The organism is Pseudomonas sp. Marseille-Q1929 (assembly GCF_017316265.1).
In the GTDB taxonomy this organism is placed as follows: Bacteria; Pseudomonadota; Gammaproteobacteria; order Pseudomonadales; family Pseudomonadaceae; genus Aquipseudomonas.
Genome location: NZ_JAFLWU010000001.1, coordinates 305036 through 321297 on the forward strand (window position 1 = coordinate 305036; position 16262 = coordinate 321297).

13 protein-coding genes are annotated in these 16262 nt (G+C 63.0%); 1 reads left to right on the forward strand and 12 read right to left on the reverse strand.

The window, feature by feature from the left end:
• Window positions 1-424: 424 nt before the first annotated feature.
• The gene (locus J1G37_RS01400; protein WP_207039921.1) at window positions 425-2836 is read left to right on the forward strand and encodes a glucose/quinate/shikimate family membrane-bound PQQ-dependent dehydrogenase; all 2412 of its coding nucleotides are present in this window, start codon (window positions 425-427) and stop codon (window positions 2834-2836) included.
• A 104-nt stretch (window positions 2837-2940) separates the two neighbouring features.
• Here the strand turns inward: J1G37_RS01400 and J1G37_RS01405 are convergent, their stop codons facing one another.
• From J1G37_RS01405 to J1G37_RS01460, 12 genes are all read right to left on the reverse strand, one after another.
• Window positions 2941-3375, reverse strand: a complete 435-nt coding sequence (locus J1G37_RS01405; protein WP_207039922.1) for a hypothetical protein — start codon at window positions 3373-3375, stop codon at window positions 2941-2943.
• A 204-nt stretch (window positions 3376-3579) separates the two neighbouring features.
• A complete protein-coding gene (locus J1G37_RS01410; RefSeq protein WP_207040200.1) occupies window positions 3580-4002 on the reverse strand; it encodes a group 1 truncated hemoglobin in 423 nt (140 codons plus the stop codon).
• A complete protein-coding gene (locus J1G37_RS01415) occupies window positions 3999-4862 on the reverse strand; it encodes a DUF3034 family protein (RefSeq protein WP_207040201.1) in 864 nt (287 codons plus the stop codon). The genes J1G37_RS01410 and J1G37_RS01415 overlap by 4 nt, the downstream gene beginning before the upstream one ends.
• A 5-nt stretch (window positions 4863-4867) precedes the next feature.
• Complete coding sequence (locus J1G37_RS01420) at window positions 4868-7216, reverse strand: EAL domain-containing protein (RefSeq protein WP_207039923.1); 2349 nt, start codon at window positions 7214-7216, stop codon at window positions 4868-4870.
• Window positions 7200-7883: a methylamine utilization protein gene (locus J1G37_RS01425; RefSeq protein WP_207039924.1), complete on the reverse strand. Its 684-nt coding sequence runs from the start codon at window positions 7881-7883 to the stop codon at window positions 7200-7202. The genes J1G37_RS01420 and J1G37_RS01425 overlap by 17 nt, the downstream gene beginning before the upstream one ends.
• A gap of 222 nt (window positions 7884-8105) precedes the next feature.
• Window positions 8106-10442, reverse strand: a complete 2337-nt coding sequence (locus J1G37_RS01430) for a bifunctional diguanylate cyclase/phosphodiesterase (RefSeq protein WP_207039925.1) — start codon at window positions 10440-10442, stop codon at window positions 8106-8108.
• A 334-nt stretch (window positions 10443-10776) separates the two neighbouring features.
• Entirely contained in the window at window positions 10777-11952 is a 1176-nt protein-coding gene (locus J1G37_RS01435; RefSeq protein ID WP_207039926.1) for a PotD/PotF family extracellular solute-binding protein, read from the reverse strand.
• Entirely contained in the window at window positions 11949-12923 is a 975-nt protein-coding gene (locus J1G37_RS01440) for a GTP-binding protein (RefSeq protein WP_207039927.1), read from the reverse strand. The genes J1G37_RS01435 and J1G37_RS01440 overlap by 4 nt, the downstream gene beginning before the upstream one ends.
• Window positions 12920-13219: a hypothetical protein gene (locus J1G37_RS01445; protein ID WP_207039928.1), complete on the reverse strand. Its 300-nt coding sequence runs from the start codon at window positions 13217-13219 to the stop codon at window positions 12920-12922. Before J1G37_RS01445 ends, J1G37_RS01440 begins: the two co-directional genes overlap by 4 nt.
• Before the next feature lie 13 nt (window positions 13220-13232).
• A complete protein-coding gene (locus J1G37_RS01450; RefSeq protein ID WP_207039929.1) occupies window positions 13233-13982 on the reverse strand; it encodes an SDR family NAD(P)-dependent oxidoreductase in 750 nt (249 codons plus the stop codon).
• 141 nt (window positions 13983-14123) lie between these two features.
• Entirely contained in the window at window positions 14124-14885 is a 762-nt protein-coding gene (locus J1G37_RS01455) for an SDR family NAD(P)-dependent oxidoreductase (RefSeq protein ID WP_207039930.1), read from the reverse strand.
• Window positions 14886-14895: 10 nt separating this feature from the next.
• A complete protein-coding gene (locus tag J1G37_RS01460) occupies window positions 14896-16236 on the reverse strand; it encodes an MFS transporter (RefSeq protein WP_017735346.1) in 1341 nt (446 codons plus the stop codon).
• Between the last annotated feature and the right edge of the window lie 26 nt (window positions 16237-16262).

Below are 16262 nucleotides of genomic sequence, written 5' to 3' on the forward strand. Positions count from 1 at the left end.
ATCACCTCGGTATCACTGATACACCGAGGTGCCTGCATCGCAGGCAAGCCAGCTCCCACACAAGCCAGCTCCCACAAAAGCCCACCCACACCCGCCTTTTTGCAGCGACGTTCTGTCACTGTTACCAATTCAGAAATGATGCATATCGCGATTCGCCCTTTCTCTCCAACACAACTCCCTTTATCCTTCCCGGCAACAACCTGAAACGTTTCACTCTCCCGGTCGATCCCATCTTGCCGAATATCCCTCTTCGCAAAGACAGCGCTGTCTTACACCCCTCCGCGCCCGGGAATAAATCGCCCGCCTGTGGATAACCGCCTTTATCCACAGAAAAACCGAATATCGCTGAACCAAGCCTGTGCTGAATCGTCATCTACAGTGAAGCACGGGGTTACATAATTCCAACGTAACGGAGAAACACACTATGAGCACTGATGGTGCTTCAAGTCCAAGCCGCTTGCTGCCCAAGCTGCTAGGCGTCTTGCTGCTGATCATGGGCCTGGCCTTGCTGGCCGGCGGCGTCAAGCTGAGCATGCTCGGCGGGTCGTTGTACTACCTGCTGGCCGGTATCGGCGTCGGCCTGACCGGCATTCTGCTGCTGGCCAACCGCCGCGCCGCGCTGGGTCTGTACGCACTGGTGCTGTTCGCCAGCACCGTGTGGGCACTGTGGGAAGTCGGCCTGGACTGGTGGCAGTTGGTGCCGCGCCTGGCCCTGCTGTTCGCCTTGGGCATCGTCATGTTGCTGCCGTGGGTCCGTCGCCCGCTGCTGCGCGGCCAACCGGCGCCACTGGGCACCGGCGCGCTGAGCGTGGCCGTGGTGCTGGCTGGCGCCGCTGCTGTTGCCAGCCAATTCACCAACCCGGGTGAGATCAAAGGCCAACTGGACCGCGACGCAGTACCTGGCATGGCCAGCGCTGCACCGGCCCAGCCTGATGGCGACTGGAACTCCTACGGCCGTTCGGCGTTCGGTGACCGTTACTCGCCACTGGCCCAGATCACCCCGCAAAACGTGAGCAAGCTGGTGCCGGCGTGGACCTACCGCACCGGTGACCTGCCTGGCCCGAACGATCCAGGCGAGACCACCGCGGAAAACACCCCGCTGAAAGTCAACGGCATGCTCTACGTGTGCACCCCGCACAGCCAAGTGATTGCCCTGGACCCGGACACCGGCAAGGAAATCTGGCGCTTCGATCCGAAGATCAGCAGCATGGGCGCTGAGAACTTCAAAGGCTGGGCCCACATGACCTGCCGCGGCGTGTCGTATCACGATGACGCTGTGTACGCCTCCGAGCAGAGCCCAACCGGCAGCGCCAGCCCGGCAGCTGCACCGAATGCCTGCCCGAAACGCATTTTCGTCCCGACTGCCGACACCCGTCTGATCGCCCTGAACGCCGACACCGGCAAGATGTGCGAAGACTTCGGTGACAAAGGCCAGGTCGACCTGCGCGCCAATATCGGCGGCTTCGCCCCAGGCGGTTACTACTCCACCTCGCCACCGGCCGTGACCAAAAACCTGGTAGTGATCGGCGGCCACGTCACCGACAACGTCTCCACCGACGAGCCGAGCGGCGTGATCCGCGCGTTCGACGTACACACCGGCAAGCTGGTGTGGAACTGGGACAGCGGCAACCCGGACGACACCACCCCGTTGGCCGAAGGCAAGACCTACACCCGCAACTCGCCGAACATGTGGTCCATGTTCTCGGTGGATGAAAAACTCGGCATGCTCTACCTGCCGATGGGCAACCAGATGCCCGACCAATACGGCGGCGACCGTACCGAAGATTCGGAAAAATACAGCGCCGGCCTGACTGCCCTGGACATCGACAGCGGCCACGTGAAATGGACCTTCCAATTCACGCACCATGACCTGTGGGACATGGACGTAGGCGGCCAACCGTCGCTGATCGACATCAAGACCGAAGCCGGCGTGAAGCAGGCGGTCATGGCATCGACCAAGCAAGGCAGCATCTACGTGCTCGACCGTGCCACTGGCCAGCCGGTGGTGCCGATCCACGAAATCGCCGTACCGCAAGGCGCAGTCGCTGGCGACCGCACCTCGCCGACCCAGCCCAAGTCCGACCTGAACTTCATGCCGCCGCCGTTGAAAGAACGCGACATGTGGGGCGTGACCCCGTTCGACCAACTGCTGTGCCGGATTGATTTCAAATCCATGCGCTATGACGGCCCGTTCACCCCGCCGTCGCTGCAAGGTTCGATCGTATACCCAGGCAACTTCGGCGTGTTCGACTGGGGCGGCATCTCCGTCGACCCGGTACGCCAACTGGCGTTCGTCAACCCAAGCTACATGGCGTTCAAGTCCAAGCTGATCCCGGCTGCCGACATCGCCAAGCAAGGCCCACGCGTCAGCGAAACCGAAGGCGTGCAGCCGAACAAAGGCGCGCCGTACGGCGTGATCCTCGAAGCCCTGCTGTCGCCACTGGGCCTGCCGTGCCAGGCACCGGCCTGGGGTTATGTGGCGGCGGTCGACCTGACCACCCACAAAACCATCTGGATGCACAAGAACGGCACCGTGCGTGACAGCTCGCCAGTGCCAATCCCGCTGAGCATGGGCGTGCCTAGCCTGGGCGGCACGTTCACCACCGCCGGTGGCGTCGCATTCCTCAGCGGCACCCTGGACCAGTACCTGCGTGCCTATGACGTGAAAAACGGTAAGCAACTGTGGGAAGGCCGCCTGCCAGCAGGCGCGCAAACCACACCGATGACCTACACCGGCAAGGACGGCAAGCAATACGTGCTGGTCGTGGCGGGCGGTCATGGTTCCCTGGGGACCAAGCAGGGTGACTATGTGATGGCGTTTAAACTGCCGGATTAAGCTTCACTGGCGGTAATGAAAAGGCGGCTACGCAACAGGTAGCCGCCTTTTTTCATGATTGTTTCCACGCGAAGCGTGGGAACGATCACAATTGCAAATGCAATTTACCCACGAACGTCAAACTTCGCCTCGATATGATATTTTTCGCCTGAAAATTCTGAATAAATAAAGTCAACCTCACCCTCAATAACTTTTACCGCTTGAAAGTTTCGAAGTATCAGCTGGCCTTTTGTGGCAACGAATTGCAATTCAGTGGGATCAAAATACAGTTCACTGCCTCTCCAACTTGAATCGCCAACATTATAGGTTTGAGTCGGTGGTTCATCCTCATTAAAAAAAAGACTCATTTGATATATATAAATCGAATCGTCGTTCTCTGGGTTTTTCCCAACGATACCTATCATTTTAGCCCCAGGTTGTCGGTAAAAATGCGTAGCACTGATTGGGTAGGTAGTGTCCGTGGTAAGGTCTGTAAGAGTGCCTGTCAATGAGCCCGTGGCAAGTAAGGCGCCATCCGGTATGTTTTTTTTGCCTGACATAACGAAATCCTCAATCAATATTAATGTTTTAGGTTCATTCCATCACTCGCCAATTAAAACAGACCAACCCACCAATAGAACCTGTGAGAAATAACAGACCTAAAGACATTTTCGCTATAACACCCAGCTGATTTAATCTATTTTGATCGGGACTAAGACCATCCGGGGCTGCATTACCACGCGAAGCGTGGGAATGATCAACCGTCAGTGTTCGATCACTTCGCCGCGCATCACCGCCAAGCGGGCGATCAGGCGATTCTGAACTGGCACTGCAATCCCTTCGCTGTCCATCGCCTTGATCAAATCCTCCACCAGCGCATTGAAGTCACTGCGGCTCACATTCTGCCCTTTGTGACTCTCCGCCATGCTATCCCCGGTATAGGTGCACGGCCCACCCGCCTCCACACAAAACTGTTCGATCAACTTGTCGCGCAAACGCTGGATATCAATCCGTCGAAAACGCTCGACGATGCGTTCATCCCGGGCGATGTTCAGCAGCAGGCCTTCGACAATCCGCGTGATGCCAGGCATGGCGCCAAGGTCACGGTACAGGCTGTCATCCTTTGGCGGTTGTTGCGCGCAGGCGCTGAGCATCAGGACAAATACCAGCGGTAACAAGCGCATCAGAAACTCCCCTGCACAGACAAGTAGGTACCGTTCTGGTTATCCAGCGTGGCGATTTCGCCGAGGCGCGCGTAGGCCAATACAAACGACACATGTTTGTTCGGGAAGTAGCCGACAAACACATCGGCCCAATCGCTCTCACCGGCAAACGACAGGTTGTCGGGCTTTTCGCGATATTCCACGCCCAGCGCCCAACGCGGGTTGAACAGCAGCGCCACCGAGCCTTCCTTGAGCAGGCTGCGGCTGTCACGGCGGTCGCCGCCAAAACCGAGCAGGCCGGTTTCGTTGGCGCGGCTGTAGCGCAGGCTGCCGTTGACCAGCACGTTGTAGCCAAAGGCCGCGCCGATGAACAGGCGGCTGGCGGCGAGGTAGCCCTCGACGTCGCTGTTGCGCTTGGCACCGACCAGCTTGGGGATGTCGAAATTGGTCTGGTGCTTGTATTCCAGGCCCAGGGACACTTGGGGCAAATCGTCGTAGATCACATCGCCAAACAGCCGCACCTTGAGGCCGAGCACGTCCTGGCCGAGGTTGTCTTCGGGCAGGTTCAGCTTATGCACCAGCGTGCCGAGGTCGAAGCGCTGACGGGCGAAGGAAACTTCGACGCGATTGTCATAGGCCAGCGCCAACCCGGCCACGTCCAGCCGATAGTCCGGCAGGTTGACCGTGGTGGCGAACGCCGTGGCGCCCCACTCGCGCTGTTCGCCATAACCGGCCAGGACCGCCCACGGTGTGATTCCGCCGCCCGCAACGCCTTCAATGCTGCTGGCGCCACCGGTGGCGATCAGGCGGCCGTTGTCGGCCAGCGCCGTTTGCAGGGTCAGGGCGCCAAGGCAGCCGATCAGAAAAGAAACACGCACGCTCAGGTCACTCAATGAATCAGGGAAGTTTGCGCACTGAGGGGCAACGCCACCCAGGCTTCGAAAGCGTCGGCGCTCAACGGCCGACTGATCAGGTAACCCTGGGCCGTGTCGCACTGCCAGCGTTCCAGCAGGCGCAGGCTGTGGGCGTATTCGACACCCTCGGCAACCACCTTGAGGCCCAGGTTGTGGCTCATCTCGATGGTGGAGCGCACGATCACTGCGTCTTCACTGGTTTCATCAAGGTTGCGCACAAAGGATTGGTCGATCTTCAACTCTTGCACCGGCAGGCGCTTGAGGTGCGCCAGCGACGAGTAGCCGGTGCCGAAGTCATCCACCGACAGGCTGATGCCGCAGTCGCGCAACAGGTGCAGGACTTTCAGGGCTTTTTCCGGCTCGCGCATCACCGCGCTTTCGGTGATTTCGAACAGCAGTTGTTCGGCCGGCAAGCCATAACGACGCAACAACGCCGAGACCCGATGGGCCAGTTCGTCACCGAGCAAATCATCGGCCGAGATGTTCAACGACAGTTGCAGGCACAGGCCACGCCGGTTCCATTCGCACAGTTGGCGAATGCCCTCCTCGATCACCCAGTGGGTCAACAATTGGATGCTGCCCGAGCGTTCGGCCAAGGGGATGAATTCCGCCGGCGACACCATGCCGAACAGCGGGTGCTGCCAGCGCAACAAGGCTTCGGCCTGGCGTACGTGGCCCTGGCGGATGTCGAGTTTGGGTTGGTAATGCAGCAGCAACTGGCCTTGGTTGGGCGCGTGGCGCAGGTCGCGAATCAAGGTGATCTGGCGACGGTGCGCGAGGTCGCGACCGTGTTCGTAGATCTGCAAGCGGCCGGGCATTTGTGCGGCGTCTTTCATCGCAATCGATGCGCGCTCCAGCAAGGTATGCGCGCTTTCGCCGTCGGCCGGGTAAGCCGCGATGCCCAGGCGGCAATCCAGCGCCAGGTCGTGGCCGTTGATGCGGCGCGGGCGCAGCAGCGCCTGTTGCAACTGGTCGGCCAGGCCCACCGCTTCGTCACAACCGGCGCCTTCGAGCAGCAGCAAAAATTCGTCGGCGATCAAATGCGCCAGGGTATCGCCGGGACGCAGCGCGGCTTGCAGGCTGCGGCTGACGTCCAGCAACAGCTGGTCCACCGCATCCGGCCCGGCGGTTTCGCTGGCGACGCGCAGGTTGTCGATGCCCAGGTAGATCAGCGCCATCGGCCGGTGCGTGGCGATGGCGCTGCCCAGGCGTTCCATGGCCAGCGCGCGGTTGGGCAAGCCGGTGAGGCGATCATGCAAGGCGTTGTGCGCCAGTTGCTGCTCGCGTTCGGCGATGCCGCTTTGCATGGAGTTGACCGCGTTGGCCAGGCGCCCCAGTTCGTCACTGCGCTGCAACACCACGGGCGTCTGGTAATCGCCCTGGCCGATGCGTTCGGCGGCGAGGGCCAGGGCCTGCACCGGGCGCGACACGCCACGGGCCAGCAGCAAGGCACCGATCAACGAGGCAATCAATGCGATCAGGGCAATGCCGAGGATTTTTTCATCCAGCGGCGCAAAGGCCTGCATCGCCGCGTCCAACGGGCTCTGCAACAAGGCCAGGACCTGGCCGTCGGCATCGCTGGCCAACACCAGCGACTGGCTGAGAAAACTGTGTTCCAGGTGCTCGGTGGTGGCCACGCCATGCTGGCGCCCCTGCTCCAGCATCAGGCTGGTGAGGCTGTCGCGCAGTACCTGCGGTTGGGTGCTGACCAACTCCCCCGGTTGCTGGCGATCGATGGTCAGGAACGACACTTCCAGGTTACTCAGCGAACGCAGTTCTTCGGCGAACGCGCTGTCCATGCGCAAGCCCATCACCACCCGCGCAATCGGCAGCGGCGCCAGCACCGGCGCTTCCACCAACAGGTGCGGCATGCCTTGCAGCGGCACCATCAACATGGTCTGGCGATTGCGCCGTGCATCACGCAGGGCCTGGTCATAACGAAAAATCGAACCCTCGGGGACATCGTCGAGGGTACTGGCGAGGACGGTGCCATCCATGCCCAGCAGGATCATGTCGCTGGCATTGATGCGCTTGCCGTGGTTGAACAGCACCGAGCGCATGGTCGCCGAATCGCCGCTGGCCACCGCATCGCGAAAACCGAAATCTGCCGCCAGCAGTTGCACGCCATCGGCCAGGCGCCGGCCGCGCACGTCGAGCAAGCGTTCGAACACCCGCGCGCCGACGTCCAGTTGCGCCTTGGCCTGGCTGCGCACGGCGTCGCCCGTCGCGGCTTTCACGCTGAAGTACAGCGCGCCGATCACCACCAGCAACAGCAGGATCAGCACACTGGCGACACGCGCCTGGAAACTACTGCGCAGTTTCACGGGCGGCTCGATTGAAGGCGTCGCCAAAGGCCGTCGGTGTGGGCGTGGGCGGCAGGTCGGCGGACGGTGGTTCCAGGCTCAGTTGCACGGCGTGGCTCAGGCCTGCCACTGGAATGTTCAGCGTGCCGCCGTCCAGCGGTTGCATGTCGGCCAATTGCGGGTGCCACAGGGTGACGTGGTAGGCGCCGGCCGGCAGGTTGTCCAGGCGCACGTGGCCTTGGGCATCGCTGACGCCGAAGCGCGGGTCGTCGGTGACGTAGATGTAGCCGAGCATCCAGTCGTGGATATTGCAGCCGAGCACCACCACGCCGGGCTTGTCGAACAGCAACGGGTCGGTGGGCGTGCCTTCGTACAGGCGCAGTTCGAAGCGCTTGGCTGCCGAAAACGAATAGACCTGGTGACGGATATTGTCGCTGTTGGGGAAGCGCACCTGGGTGCCGGTGTGCACCGCCAACACATGGGGCGCGAACTTCTGGCCGCGTTGGTCCATGTCGGCCTTGAGCGTGCCGGCCGGCGCGCCGACCGGGCCTTGCAGGGTCACCACGGCGTCGCTGACCGGCGTCTGGTCGGCCTGGCGCAGCACCACGTCAAGGGTCGCCGCGCGCGCCAGGTCATGGGCCGAGAGCATCAAGGCGGCGAAGGAAAGTTGCAGGAAAATCCGATTCATCAAGGGTCCGCGCGGCAATAGAAAAATAGGCGGCCTGCCTTGGCACTGAAACTGGGGCAATACGTGTCACGACGCAGATGATGCCGCAAACAAGGCAAATTGCCATCATTGATTTTAGCGCAAAGCCTGACCGTTGGTCGGCAAAAACCTATGCAACCGGTCAAGGTATGTAGAGCTTATCGGCGCCGCCCAAAGAATCTGTAGGCGGGTAAAAGGCTATTTCTAGAGCGGCGCCCGCTCGCGGCGCATCCACATCTCGAACGCCATGGCGTTCAACGGTCGGCTGATCAGGTAACCCTGGGCGGTGTCGCACTTCCACTGTTTGAGCAGCTTCAGGCTCGGCGCGAACTCCACGCCTTCGGCCACCACCTTGAGCCCCAGGTTGTGGCTCATCTCGATGGTGGAGCGCACGATCACCCCGTCACCGCTGGTGCTGTCGAGGTTGCGCACAAAGGATTGGTCGATCTTCAACTCCTGCACCGGCAGGCGCTGCAATTGCGCGAGGGACGAATAGCCGGTGCCATAGTCATCCACCGACAGGCTGATGCCGCAGCCGCGCAGTTGCTCCAGCACGTTCAGCGCCTGTTGCGGGTTGTGCATGATCGCGCTTTCGGTGATCTCGAAAATCAGCTGCTCGGCGGCCACGTCGTATTGCATCAACAAGGCGGTGACGCGAATCGCCAGGTCATCATCGGCCAGGTCGTCCACGGAAATATTCACCGACAGCTGGATATGCAACCCGCGCTGCCCCCACTCGGCGATCTGGCGCACCGCTTCTTCGATCACCCACAGGGTCAGGCTGCCCATGCTGCCGGTGCGTTCGGCCAGGGGAATGAATTCGGCGGGCGACACCTGGCCCAGGGTCGGATGCTGCCAGCGCAGCAAGGCTTCGGCCTGGCGCACATGCCCCTGGCTGAGGTCGAGCTTGGGTTGGTAGCAGAGGAACAACTCGCCCTCGACCACCGCGCGGCGCAGGTCGCGGATCAGGGTGATCTGGCGTTGGTGCGCCAATTCACGGTGCTGCTGATAGATCTGCAAATGCCCCGGCAGGCTCGCCGCATCATGCCGGGCAATCGCGGCGCGGCTGATCAACTCTTCCACCTGCTGGCCATCGACGGGGTACGCGGCGATGCCGATGCTGACTTCGTGGCGCAGCTCGTCATTGCCGACGCGCTGAGGTTCGGTGAGCAGCGTGTAGAGGCGGTCGGCGCGCGCGACGGCGCGGTCGATCTCGGTGTTTTCCAGCAGCACCAGGAATTCGCTGCCGGTGATGCGCGCGGCGGTGTCGCTGGCCAGCAGGCTCATGGACAAGCAGCGGCTGGCTTCGCGCAGCATTTCTTCCACGCCTTGGGGGCCGAAGCCTTCGTTGATCACCCGGTAGTTTTCGATGCCCACGTACAGCAACACCACGGGCCGGCGCGCACTGATCGCACTGCCCAGGCGCTCCATGGCCAGCGCGCGGTTGGGCAGGCCGGTGAGCGGGTCATGCAAGGCGTTGTGCGCCAGTTGCCCCTCGCGTACGGCGATGCCGCTTTGCATGGCGTTGAAGGCGCGGGCCAGCAGGCCGAACTCATCGTGGCTGCGCACCCGCACCGGCGTGCGGTAGTCACCGGCGCCAATACGTTCAGCCGCCTCCACCAGCGCATTCAGCGGGCGTGACACCCGCCGCGCCAGGAACAACGCGCCCGCCAGCGACACCAGCAGCACCGCCAGGGCAATCCCGAGGAACTGGCGGTCCAGCGGCGCAAAGGATTCCAGGGCATGGTCCAACGGACTTTGCAGCAGTACCCGCACCTCATCGCCGGTACCGGTGTTGGCCAGCGACAGCACTTGGCTGAGCATGCGCTGGCCATGGAAGCCTTCGATATGGGCCTCGGAGTTGACCTGCGCCTGGCGCAGCGTCGTGACGATATCCGGCTGGACGGTGTCGGGCTGGGTGGTGAACAACGGCCCGGGGCGGCCGTCCTGCACGGCGAGGAACGACACTTCCAGGTTGCTCATCGCACGCAGTTCGTTGGCGAACTGTGTGTCCATCGGGAAGCCCATGACGATGCGCGCCACAGGCTGTGGGTTGACGACGTCCTTTTGCACCAGCAGGTACGGTCGCCCATCCATGGCCACGATGAGCATTTGCAGGCCACTGCGCCGCGCATGGCGCAAGGCGTCGTCTTGGGGGAACGGCGTGCCACGGGCAAACAGCGGCAGGGTGCTGACCATCACCTTGCCGTCGAGGTCCAGCACAAATACCTCGCTGGAACCGATGCCGGTGCCGTGGCGCTCCAGCGCGGCCAGGATCGGCGCAGGCTTGCCCTCGGCCACTGCTTGTTTGAAGGGCTCGTCAGCTGTCAGCCAGTCCAGCCCGTATTGCAGGCGACGGCCGCGCAGGTCGAGCAGGCGCTCGAACACCTGGCTGCCGGTCTCCAACTGGACCTCGGCCTGGTTCTCCACTGCACGGGTGGTGGCGGTCTTGACGGCAAAGTAAGTGGCCGCGACCACCACCAACAGCAACAGCGCGAGCACCCCGGCGATACGGGTCTGGAACGTATGGCGCCACCTCATCGCTGTGCCCTCTGGCAGCGTGCGTCTCTTTCTGCCACTACGTCCCTGTGTCATAGGCTTCCCTGGCGACTGCTGACCCGGCGTCAAAAAAACATCCATTTTTATTGGATATTCGGTTTAAGCAGATTAGCTGGGAGCTGGGAGAAGTACACCCAATAAAACAAGGAATGTTGCTGTCAAGTTATTGGCGGCACGAGCTTGACTGAGGGATCGAAGACCCCATGTGGGAGCGGGCTTGCCCGCGATGGCGGTGGGTCAGGCAACACATGCACCAACTGACAGGCCCTCATCGCGGGCAAGCCCGCTCCCACACAAGGCGAGCCCGCGCCTCTCTTCAGGCGCCGCGTGCGCGCATGAAATCGCCCCAGCGCCGCACCAGGTAGTTGTGTTCATCCATCACCGAGTTCCACACCGCAATATGCCCCATGCGCTGCTCATAAGAGCCGCCATCACGCACTTCACCAATATCGATCAACGGCAGGCCATCACTGCCCAGCAACTCTTCCCGCGCAGGTTTGCCGGCGTACCAGTAATCCCACTCGGCGCTGCTCAGGTGGTCGCGGCTGCGCGCCGGGTTGCCGATGTAGTAACCCTGGCGCGCCATCACCGCGCCGGGCCAGCCGGACAGCCACCAGTTGAGGTAGGCGTAGGCCGCATCCAGCACCGGCCCCTGGGCATGGCGCGACAAGGACAAGCCGCCGAACCAGGCGCGGTAGCCTTCACGCGGCACCGCCAGGCGGTATTTCACCGCGGCGCGGTGCAGGCGCATCAGGGTCGGCGACCACAGGCTCTGGATGTCGATGCTCGGGCTGAGCATCAATTGCGCGGCCTCTTCGTCATCCGACCAGAAGGCGGCGAAGTGGCCTTCCTTTTGTTTGCGCACGAGGATGTCGGCGAGCACGTCGATCTCTTCGATGCTCATGTTGCCGATGTCCTTGAACTGCGCGAGCCCCGCGCCCTGCACCGCCAGCGCGGCATCCAGGGCGCCGATGGCGGCGTCGCTTTGCAGCGCGGTGCGTGCGCGCCAGGCCGGGTCGAGCAGCCAGCCCCAGCTTTCATTGCCGTGGCAGAACCCTTCGGGCAGGCGCTCGGGGCGGTAGGCGAAGCTGTCGGCGTTGTGGGTCAGGGGCAGCATGCTGATGCGTTCGGTGACGGTGCTGCCGAGGCTGCCGTCGTGCTGCACGAACAGGCGCTCGCTGGGCACGCTGCCGCTGCCGAGGCGGTCATCCGGCGACAAGCGACCGCGCTTGGGCAGGTCGTTGATCTCGTGCCACAGCGCGATGCGCCGCGTGTCGATGGGCTGGATCGCCCGTGCCGGCCAGACGAAATCGACGTTGTGGAACCACTGGTCATACAGGTCGTAGCTGTCGGGCTGCATCACCGCGATGCGCTGGGCCTGCTCGACATCGTGCACCTGATACACCAGGCGAATGCCCAGTTCCTGCTCGGCACGTACGCGCAGGCATTCCAGTAAGGTCACCGACGTGCCGAGGACGCGCAGGGTAATCATGGGGCGAACCGCCGCGAGAACGCTTCAAACGAGCGACGCAACTGCGCCGGGTCGAGGCCGCGCAGGATAAACACCAGGCGCGATTGGCGATCGCTGCCTGGCCATGCAGGCAAGTGCACCGGGGCATGCAGGCAGTGCTGCACGCCATGAATGACGATGGGGGCGTTGCTGGCGTTCACGTTGAGCAGTCCTTTGACCCGGAGGATTCGTTCGCCATGGCATCTTAACAGCATCGACAGCCACACCCCGAAGCCGACCCAATCCAGCGGCTGGTCGAAGGTCAGGCAACACACTTGCGCCGCGCCGTGGGTGGCGGTGGTGGGTTGATGCAGTTGCCAGCGGCTGACTTCGACAGCAGGTTCGGCGCTGCGCAGGCCTTCGCCGAGCAGCAGTTGCTCGCCGCTGTGGATGTCCTGGGTATTGAGGATCGGCGTACCGGCGTTGAGCGCCTGCAAGTGCGCGCGCAGTGGGGCGCTGTCGCCGGCCAGGTCGGTCTTGCTCAACAGCAAGCGATCCGCCGCCGAGACCTGGGCCAGCCATTCCGGGTGCAAACGCTCTTGCAACTCGGCGTGGCTGGCGTCGACCAGGGTGATCACCAGGCCGATATGAAAGCGCCCGCGCAGTTGCACGTCGTTGTTCAGGGTGGCGAGGATCGGCGCCGGGTCGGCCAGGCCGGTGGTTTCCAGGATCACCCGTTTGAATGCAGGAATCTCACCACGCTCGCGACGTTGCAACAGGCCGAGCAGCGCGTCTTTCAACTCGCCGCGAATTGAACAGCACACGCAGCCGCTGGGCAGCAGCACGGTGTCCGGCGCGACCTCTTCCACCAGCAGATGATCGATGCCGACATCGCCGAATTCATTGATCAGCAACGCCGTGTCGCCGAGGCTTTCGCCTTGCAGCAGGCGCTTGAGCAAGGTGGTCTTGCCGCTGCCGAGGAAGCCGGTGATCACATTGAGGGCGATGCTCATGGGGCTGACTCCAAGTGATCCAGCAGGGTGGGATCGAGCGGGTCCAGCGGGCGACCGAGCATGCTTTCGGCGGCCTGCCACAGTTGATCCAGGCCGCTGGCCAACTCCTGTTTGCCGGTGGCACCGAGCAACAGGTACGAGGCGCCTTGAAAGTCTTCGACCTTGAGCCGGAACACCGCCAGCACCTGGTTGATCGCCGCGATCCGGCGCAGGCGTTCGCGGCGCCGGGGCAACTCATCGCCCAGGGGGTCGCTCCAGTGCAGGTCTTCACCAAGCAGCCCGCAGAGTCCGCACATGGCTACACCCCGCTCATGGCATGACGTCGCCGGAGTTCGGGCCGAGGGTTTGGCCGACGAACAAATTGCCGCCCGGTTCGCTGGCCAGCAGCACCGCGGTGGGCGCCACTTCATCGGCCAGGCCGAAGCGGCCCAGGGGCAATTCCTTGGCCTTGGCGCGTTTCCAATCGTCGCTGATACCGCCCACCAGCGGCGTTTCAATCGGGCCGGGGGCGATGGCGTTGACCAGCACGTTGTCCTTGGCGACTTCCAGCGCAAGGGACTTGGTAAAGCCGATCACCCCGGCCTTGGCGGCGGCGTAGTGGGTCAGCTCGGCGCCGCCCTTGATACCCAGTTGCGAGGCCACGTTGATGATGCGTCCCCAGCGCTGCGCAAGCATGTGCGGCAAGGCGCGCTGGCTGGCGACGAACACGCTGGTGAGGTCGACGCGCAGCATGTCGTTCCACATCGCGATGGACAGGTCGACACAGCGCGCCTGGGTGAGCATGCCGGCGTTGTTGACCAGGATGTCGATGCCGCCGAACTGCGCGACACAGGTATCCACACTGGCTTGGGCGCCTTCGACGGTGCCGACGTCGGCCAGGCATTCGACGACTTCGGCGCCGAGGTTGCGGCAGGTGATCGCGGTTTCGGCAAGGCTCGCGGCGTTGCGGTCGGCCAGTACCAGGCGGGCGCCTTCAACGGCGTAGGCGCGAGCGATGGCAGCGCCGATGCCGCTGCCGGCGCCGGTGATGACGGCGCGGCGGTTAACTAGTTGCTGCATACAAAACTCCTCAGACAAACACCGTTCCCATGTGGGAGCTGGCTTGCCTGCGATAGCGGTGGGTCAGCTGCAATTATGTTTACTGATACACCGCTATCGCAGGCAAGCCAGCTCCCACATTTGGACCGAGTACATCAGTTATTAATCAGGCCAGCGCACGGTCAGGCCGCCGTCGATGATGATGCTTTGCCCGGTGAGGTAACTCGACGCATCACTGGTCAAGAACTGCACCAACGACGCCACTTCATCCGCCCGCCCTACCCGCCCCAGCGGAATCGCCCGCGCGGCTTTCGCCAGGCCTTCCGGCCCCAGCGAGTTCTTCGCATCCAGCGACTGCGGCGTCTCGATCAACCCCGGGATCACCGCATTGCAACGAATGCCCTGGGCCGCCAATTCCACCGCCAGCGAGCGGCACAACCCCGGGACACCAGCCTTGGCCGCCGCGTAATGGCTGTGTTCCTGCCAGCCATACACCCCACCGGCAATCGACGAAATCGCCACCAGCGCGCCGCCTTCGCTCATATGCCGAGTGGCCGCACGGAAGGTGCGCATCACCCCCGTCAGGTCGACATTGAGCATCTCGTCCCACAGCGCGTCGGTCATCTCCAGCAGCGGCGCACGACGCAGCAAACCGGCGTTGGCCACGGCGTAGTCGAGGCGCCCGAAGTGCTGCACAGCTTGCTCGGCCAAGGCGTCCACCGAGGCCGTGCTGCCGACGTCCAGCGGCAGCATCAGGCATTCGCCGCCGGCTTCTTCCACCAGGGCCACGGTGGTGTGCGGGTCGTGGGGATCGGCCGGGTAATACCCGCCGACCACCGCCACACCGACCCGCGCATAGGCCACGGCGAGGGCTTGGCCGATGCCGCTGGCGGCGCCGGTAATCAAGGCAACTTTACGGCTCATCACTCACTCCTTACTGAACGGTTTCCGGGCGCACATGGCGCGCGGCGAACATCAACATGCCGGACAGGAAGCACGGCACGGCACCGAACCACAGCGCGGCGGTCTGCCAGTCGCTGCCGGCGGACAACACCTGGGTCGCGCCAAACCCTGCGACCACCGCGCCAATCGGACCCATGGCGTGGATGATCGCGCCACCGGTGGCACGGATGCTGGTGGGGAAACTTTCGCTGATAAAAAACAGCGCCGCCGAGTACGGCCCGATCAGGAAGAACAGGCCCAGGCTGTACAGCCCGACCACCATCGCCATGTTGCTCGGGCCAAACAGCATGCCGGCGAATGCCAGGCCGCCGAGCATCCAGCCCAGGCCGATGACGTTGCGACGGCCGATCTTGTCGCCCATCCAGCCGTGGCTGAGGTAGCCGCAATAACCCACCAGGTTCGACAGCACGAGGATGATCAGCGAGTTCTCGAACGAGATGTGGTGCACGCTGACGATCACCGACGTACCGAGCACGCTGAACACCTGGATCGCCGCCCAGTTGAGCAACAGCGCGGCGCCGATCACCAGGGTGGCGCGGCGGGCCGGGCCACGGAACGCGGCCTTGAGGCCGGCCTTACTGTGTTCGTCGTAGTCCACGCCGTAGGTCACGGCGACGTTCTGCGCTTCAGTCACCGCGCCGCTTTTGCGCAGTTGGCTGATGCGTTCGTGGATCTGGAACTGCGGGCTCTCCTTGAGCTTGCGCGCCATGATCGCGATCACAATCGCCGGGATCGCGGCGAAGATGAAGCAGCCCTGCCAGCCGATGATCGGCAGCAGCAGCGCGGTCAAGCCGGCGGCGATCAACGCACCGACCGGCCAGCCGCCCTGCACCAGGCTGTAGATAAAGCCACGGCGTTTGGTCAGGCGCGGGTCTTCGGAGGCGCCATACAGCTCGGTCAAATAGGTGGCGTTGACGGTTTCTTCGGCGTAACCCAGGCCGCCCAGCGAACGGATCAGGATCAACGGCGACTTGCCCCACGCACCACCGATGGCGGTCAGCGCCGAGCATAGTGCAGAGCCGGCCACGGTAAAAATAATGCCTTTGCGGCGCCCCAGCTTATCGACGATAGGGCCGATAGCCAGGGCGACCACGGCGGTACCCACCGCCACCCATGTCGCGATCTCGGCTTGCTCCACTTCACCCCAGCCAAAGTGGCGGCCGATTTCCGGCAGCAAGGTGCCGAAGAGGATGAAGTCGTACACCGCAAACACCCAGGCGAAAAACGCGATCCAGGTGGCGAAGCGCACTTCCTTGGAGGTCAGTTGCCGGGGTTTCCAGCCAGTCAGGTCAAGCTTGTTGTAGATGGACATGGGTCGCGCCTCAGGGATGGGGGCTG